Below are 2,748 nucleotides of genomic sequence, written 5' to 3'. Positions count from 1 at the left end.
CCGCCGGCTGAAGGCTTGATCAGCAGCGGCGCGCCGAGCGCCCTGGCGCGCTCGACGAAGCTGGCCGGGTCATCGTCCTCGATGGCGCTCGGTGCCACCGGAAAGCCGCGTTGGGCGACGAAGCTGCGCGCGCGCACTTTGTCGCCCAACAGTTCGATGCTGTCCGGACGCGGGCCAATGAAGACGATGCCAGCAGCTTCCAGCGCACGCGCAAACGCCGTGTTTTCAGACAGGAAGCCGTAACCGGGATGCAGCGCCTGTGCCCCACTGCGCCGACACGCTTCAACCAACTGCGCGATATCGAGGTAGGCCGCCACGGGCGTCAAGGCGTGCAATTCGACCGACTCGTCAGCCTCCAGCACGGCCGGGCTATCGGCGTCCACCGCGTGGTGGGCCACCACGGTGGCGAGCCCCATGCCCTTGAGTGTGTGCAGGATCCGCAGCGCGATCTCGCCACGGTTGGCGATCAGAACTTTTTGAAACACGGGCGGAACCAGTTGTACGGCGGGTGACGAACGGCGTCTGGTGTCAATCGAGCACGGGGATGGGTTCGGACACGCGCTCGAAGCGGGAGTTTTTGGCGTCCGAGCGCAACAGGAGCACGCTGCTCGGCGAGTGCCGGTCATTGGGGCCGAAACTGATGGGAGAAGCCAGCCCATCGGTGTTGAAGTTCTTGGTTGTCTCCAGCTTCTCGACGACACAGGCGCGGGTCAGCGCCTTGCCACAGCGGCGGATCGCGTCTTCCATCAGCAGCGCACCGACGTAGGCTGTGATCGAATAGCGGTTGAGCGACTTCAACTCGTCGGCTGACAGATATTTCTGTGCCAACCCCATGAACTTGGCCATGCCTGGCACCGACAGGTCGGTCAGAGGCGGGACATAGTCTGCGACGAAGTAGCCGTCGCCCGCGGCACCGGCGAGCGCCTGAACAGGGGTCAGGTGGGCCGAGTGCACGGCAAGGAAGGTCAGCGACATCTGGTTTTTAGCGGCTTCCTTCATCAGCATCGAATGCTCGGCTACCACGCCGCCCGACGCGAGAAAGGTCGCTCCCACCTGCTTCAGACTCAGCATCTCAGCCGAGAAGTCCTTGGTGCCACGCTTGAAGGAGATCTCGGACACGCTGTTAAGCCCCAGATCCTTGATCGCCTTCTGGTAGCCGCAACGCACGTCGCTGCCAAACTCGTCATCCTGATAGACCAGCGCAAACTTCTCCTTTTGCAACTTCTTGCTAGCGACCATGTTTTTCATGGCGGAGCTCAACTCCTGACAATAGGTTGGCCCGATCACAAATACCGTTTTGTTCGGTGGAGTGAAGTGCGCTGCTGCCACGGCCATCGCGTTGATGGTTGGCAAGCCTTGCTCGTTGATGTAGGGCAGCATGGCTTGCAGCATCGCTGAGCCCGAGGTGCCGATGAGGCCGAAGATGCCTTCCACGTCGACCAGTCGCTTGACGCCTTGCACAGCACGCTGAGGCACATAGCCGTCATCTTCCTGGCGAATTTCCACCTTGCGGCCGTTGATGCCACCGCGGGCGTTGACATCCTGCTCCCATACCCGCAAGGCAAGCATGTGGGCCTTGCCCCGCAGGCTAGGGGGGCCGCTGACGGGCGTCACCGAGCCGAGGACGATTTTGGCGTCGGTCACGCCGGGGTCGGCAGCAGCGGCGGTCGTGGCCGTCAGGCTGATAACCATGCTGAGCAGACTGGCGGCGGCATATCGAAAGTATTTGCGTGTCATGAAAAGGCACTCCTGGTTGAGTAATGGGGGAGGGGCTGGTGGCACGTCGTCTTGATTACTTGGAACTCAGAAATTCAGAGGCTCGCTCGAATTTCCCGGCGCTGGCATTCGCCTTGAGCAAAATGGGGCGGGTCCCCGACTGTCGAATATTGGGCCCGAAGGTCAAGGGGGCCATGATGCCGTCGCTGGTGAAATTGTTGGTCTGCTCGAGCTTTTCAACCACGCAGGCACGCGTGAGGTTTTTGGCACAGGCGTTGAGCGCTGATTCGAGCAACTGGACACCCACATAGGCGGTCAATGAATACCGGTTCATGTCCTTGACCTCATTGGCTGAGAAATATTTGTAGGTCAGTGCGGTGAGTTTGCCAATGCCCTGTGTTTGTGTGTCGGTCACTGGAGGCACATACTCGGCGACGTACACGCCGTCTGCTGCCGGGCCGGCCAGGGCCAGTACCGCAGGCAGATGCGAAGGGTGAGCGGCCAGGCGCACGGCTTGCATCTGGTTCTTCGCGATCTCTTTGAGCATGGCGGCGGTTTCGGTGATGATGCCGCCGGTCAGCACGAAGGTGGCGCCGGCGCGCTGCACGCTCAACACCTCGGCGGAAAAATCCTTCGCCCCGCGTTTGTAGGCAACTTCGATGCTGCTTTTCAAGCCGAGCTCTTTCAGGGCCTGTTCGTAGCCGCATTTGACGTCGGTGCCGTAATCGTCTTCCTGGAAGATCAGGCCGAACTTCGATCCCTGCAGCTTCTGGGATGTGACCAGATGCTTCATGCTGGCAGAGACCTGCTGGCAGTATGTTGCCCCGATATTGAACAGCGTCTTGTGCGGTGGGTTGAAGTGGGCGCTGTTGACGGCGATATGGTTGATGGCGGGAATTTTCTGCTCGTCGATGATGGGCAGCATGGCCAGCAACTGCGACGAGCCGGAGGTGCCGATCAATGCAAAGATCTGTTCGACATCGATCAGTTTTTTGAGACCCTGAACGGTGCGCTGCGGCACATAGCCGTCGT

Annotated in this window: 3 protein-coding genes; all 3 read right to left on the bottom strand. The window is 60.6% G+C overall.

Annotation, left to right across the window (positions count from 1 at the left end; genetic code table 11):
• On the bottom strand, positions 1 to 485 hold a 485-nt coding region (locus tag ACN4F8_RS13025), incomplete at its 3' end, for a biotin carboxylase N-terminal domain-containing protein (protein WP_419473985.1).
• Between the two features lie 43 nt (positions 486 to 528).
• Positions 529 to 1,737, bottom strand: coding sequence for an ABC transporter substrate-binding protein (locus tag ACN4F8_RS13020; RefSeq protein WP_419473984.1), 1,209 nt, complete (start codon positions 1,735 to 1,737; stop codon positions 529 to 531).
• 55 nt (positions 1,738 to 1,792) lie between these two features.
• Positions 1,793 to 2,737 (bottom strand): ABC transporter substrate-binding protein, encoded by a 945-nt coding sequence (locus ACN4F8_RS13015; protein ID WP_419473983.1) that lies wholly within the window; start codon positions 2,735 to 2,737, stop codon positions 1,793 to 1,795.
• Positions 2,738 to 2,748 lie beyond the last annotated feature (11 nt).

It is taken from the genome of Hydrogenophaga sp. (genome assembly GCF_048549895.1).
Taxonomy (GTDB): domain Bacteria; phylum Pseudomonadota; class Gammaproteobacteria; order Burkholderiales; family Burkholderiaceae_C; genus Hydrogenophaga.
The sequence above is the reverse complement of the archived record's forward strand: the minus strand, read 5'-3'. Positions and strand labels throughout refer to the sequence as shown.